We start from the raw sequence: 2,898 nt of genomic DNA on the forward strand, positions 1-2,898 counted from the left end.
GGCCGCGCAGGGCCACGCCACGCCGCGCCGCACCGCGCCGCACCGCGCCGCGCCGCGCCGCGCCGCGCCGCATGATCCACACAACATCGGGGATGTTGCTGCATCACTGGGCGGTGAGGCAGCAACATCCCCGATATTGCGACCACCGTCCGCGACGCCGGCACAGCACGGCGGTGCGGCGGGGCGCGGCGGGTCGGGTCGGGTCGGTCAGCTGCGGCGGAAGGCGTAGCGGCGGGTCTGGCCGGCTTGTTGGCTACGGCCGCCAGCCGAGCGGTTCCCGCCACCCTGAGGTGGTCCGGCCGTCGGTGCCGTCGGTCGCTTCGCCGCCTTCGGTAGATCCGCCACCACCGGCGCGTCGACCGCTGCCGGCACGTCAACCGACGGCGTCGGCTCACCCAACACCGCCCCCGGCAACGCCGGCTCACCCAGCACCGCCGCCGGCAACGCCGGCTCAACAAGCACCGCAGGCTCAACCAGCACCGCCGGCAGCGCAGGTTTGACCGCGAGGTCGAGGTCGAGGTCGGGGCGGATTGGTTGGAGCGGGCCGTGGCCGGCCGCCGGGTCGGTGCCGAGCGGCGTTGCTCGGGGGGTACGGGACTTCTTCGGGTTACGCCTGGCAGGCATCCGGGCCTCCTTCGGTGCCGATCCGTCACCGCCGGTCCCGCGCTCCGGCGGTCGGTCGGATCGGCTGATGACCGCCGCCGCGCGACGGTCGAACGGGGAAGGGACTGCTCACCGGGGTCGGGCAGCGCCAGCACCGCGCAACGGCGGGTGGGAGATGCGGGACGCCCGGGAGCGCACGGTCCGCGACGCGGGGCAGCGGGCCGGCTCGGAGAAAGGGCGTCAGTTGCGCATGCCCGCACGCTATCGGGTGGGCGTACGTCGGCGCAGCCGATTTTCCTGGCACCATCGACGGCATGCTGATCGCGTTCTCGGTAACCCCGCTCGGTGTCGGTGAGTCCGTCGGTGACCTGGTCGCCGAGGCGGTGCGGGTGGTCCGCGACTCGGGCCTGCCCAACCGCACCGATGCCATGTTCACCACTGTCGAGGGTGAGTGGGACGAGGTGATGGCGGTGGTCAAGCGGGCGGTCGACGTGGTGGCCGCGCAGGCGCCGCGGGTGAGCGTGGTGCTCAAGGCCGACGTGCGGCCCGGGGTGACCGACGCGCTCACCGCGAAGGTGGCACACGTGGAGGATCGCCTCGCCCAGGGCTGAGCGCTACCAGCCGGTGACCTGCTGTCGACGACGCGCCCGCGTCGCCCTGCGCCGCGATACGGTCGCAGCACGGCAGTACGACGGCGAGAGGTGGCGGCACGGATGGCTGAGCAGGCGACGGCGCAGATCGGTGTGACCGGGCTGGCGGTGATGGGTCGTAATGTGGCCCGCAACCTGGCCCGCAACGGCTTCACGGTGGCGGTGCACAACCGCTCGCCGGAGCGCACCCGCAGCCTGATCGCCGAGCACGGCGACGAGGGCACGTTCGTGCCCGGCGAGACGATGGCCGAGTTCGTGGCGTCGCTGGAACGGCCCCGCGCGGTGATCGTGATGGTCAAGGCGGGTGCGCCCACCGACGCGGTGATCGACGAGTTGGTGCCGCTGCTGGAGGAGGGCGACATCATCGTCGACTGCGGCAACGCCCACTTCGCCGACACCCGTCGTCGGGAGGAGTCGCTGCGCGCGCAGGGGCTGCACTTCAGCGGCACCGGTGTCTCCGGTGGCGAGGAGGGCGCGCTGCTCGGGCCGAGCATCATGCCGGGCGGTTCGGACGAGTCGTACGCCAGGCTCGGTCCGATGTTCGAAAAGATCGCCGCCCAGGTGGATGGTGTGCCGTGCTGCATGCACATCGGGCCGGACGGCGCCGGGCACTTCGTCAAGATGGTCCACAACGGCATCGAGTACGCCGACATGCAGCTGATCGCCGAGGCGTACGACCTGCTCCGGGCCGGTCTGGGCGCGGAGCCGGCGGAGATCGCGGAGATCTTCCGCGACTGGAACGACGGCGAGTTGGGGTCGTTCCTCATCGAGATCACCGCCGATGTGCTCGCGCACACCGACGCGGCGACCGGCCGACCGTTCGTGGACATCGTGCAGGACCGGGCCGAGCAGAAGGGCACCGGGCGCTGGACCGTGCAGAGCGCCCTGGACCTGGGCATCCCGATCACCGGGATCGCCGAGGCGACCTTCGCCCGCTCGCTCTCCGGGCACGTCGACCAGCGGGAGGCGGCCCGCCGGGCGTTCCCCGACGCGGGTGAGAAGTGGCAGGTCGCCGACCGGGAGGCGTTCGTCGAGGACGTCCGCCGGGCGCTGCTCGCCTCCAAGATCGTCGCGTACGCGCAGGGCTTCGACCACATCCGCGCCGGCAGCCAGGAGTACGACTGGGACATCGACCTCGGCGGCACGGCGACGATCTGGCGGGGCGGCTGCATCATCCGCGCCCGTTTCCTGGACCGGATCCGCGAGGCGTACGACGAGCAGCCCGACCTGCCGACGCTGCTGGTGGCGCCGTACTTCGCCGAGGCGGTCGGCGCTGGCGTGCCGAGCTGGCGGCGGGTGGTGGCCGACGCGGCGCGGGCCGGTGTGCCGACGCCCGCGTTCTCGTCGTCGCTGGCGTACTTCGACGCGCTACGCGCCGAGCGGCTGCCCGCCGCTCTGATCCAGGGCCTACGCGACAACTTCGGCGCGCACACCTACCAGCGCGTCGACCGCGAGGGCTCGTTCCACACCACCTGGGCCGCCAACCGCACAGAATCCCCCGCCTAACCCACCGGCCCCTGCCCCACCCACCCTCACCCCCACCCGCACCCCCACCCCCGCCCCGCCCTCGCCCTCGCCCACCCCCGCCCTCGTCGATCTAGGGCATATCGCTGCGCTTGAAGATCAGCTTGCAGAGATATGCCCT

The 2,898-nt window shown here is 72.5% G+C and carries 3 protein-coding genes; 2 read left to right on the top strand and 1 reads right to left on the bottom strand.

Annotated features, from left to right (window positions below; all coding sequences use genetic code 11):
• Positions 1-207 precede the first annotated feature (207 nt).
• The gene (locus tag ABZS37_RS32625) at positions 208-624 is read right to left on the bottom strand and encodes a hypothetical protein (protein ID WP_355175442.1); all 417 of its coding nucleotides are present in this window, start codon (positions 622-624) and stop codon (positions 208-210) included.
• Between the two features lie 293 nt (positions 625-917).
• On the opposite strand from ABZS37_RS32625, the gene ABZS37_RS32630 reads away from it, so the two are divergent.
• Both ABZS37_RS32630 and gndA read left to right on the top strand, forming a co-directional pair.
• On the top strand, positions 918-1,214 hold the full coding sequence (locus ABZS37_RS32630) for an MTH1187 family thiamine-binding protein (RefSeq protein WP_355175444.1): 297 nt from the start codon (positions 918-920) through the stop codon (positions 1,212-1,214).
• A 102-nt stretch (positions 1,215-1,316) separates the two neighbouring features.
• Positions 1,317-2,759: an NADP-dependent phosphogluconate dehydrogenase gene (gndA, locus tag ABZS37_RS32635; RefSeq protein ID WP_355175446.1), complete on the top strand. Its 1,443-nt coding sequence runs from the start codon at positions 1,317-1,319 to the stop codon at positions 2,757-2,759.
• Positions 2,760-2,898 lie beyond the last annotated feature (139 nt).

Source organism: Micromonospora sp. NPDC005413, from assembly GCF_040606435.1.
In the GTDB taxonomy this organism is placed as follows: Bacteria; Actinomycetota; Actinomycetes; order Mycobacteriales; family Micromonosporaceae; genus Micromonospora.

What these genes read in the sequence shown, in the direction of transcription:
- ABZS37_RS32625 (WP_355175442.1), bottom strand. Translation starts at nt 624, where the DNA reads ATGCCTGCCAGGCGTAACCCGAAGAAGTCCCGTACCCCCCGAGCAACG.
- ABZS37_RS32630 (WP_355175444.1), top strand. Translation starts at nt 918, where the DNA reads ATGCTGATCGCGTTCTCGGTAACCCCGCTCGGTGTCGGTGAGTCCGTC.
- gndA (WP_355175446.1), top strand. Translation starts at nt 1,317, where the DNA reads ATGGCTGAGCAGGCGACGGCGCAGATCGGTGTGACCGGGCTGGCGGTG.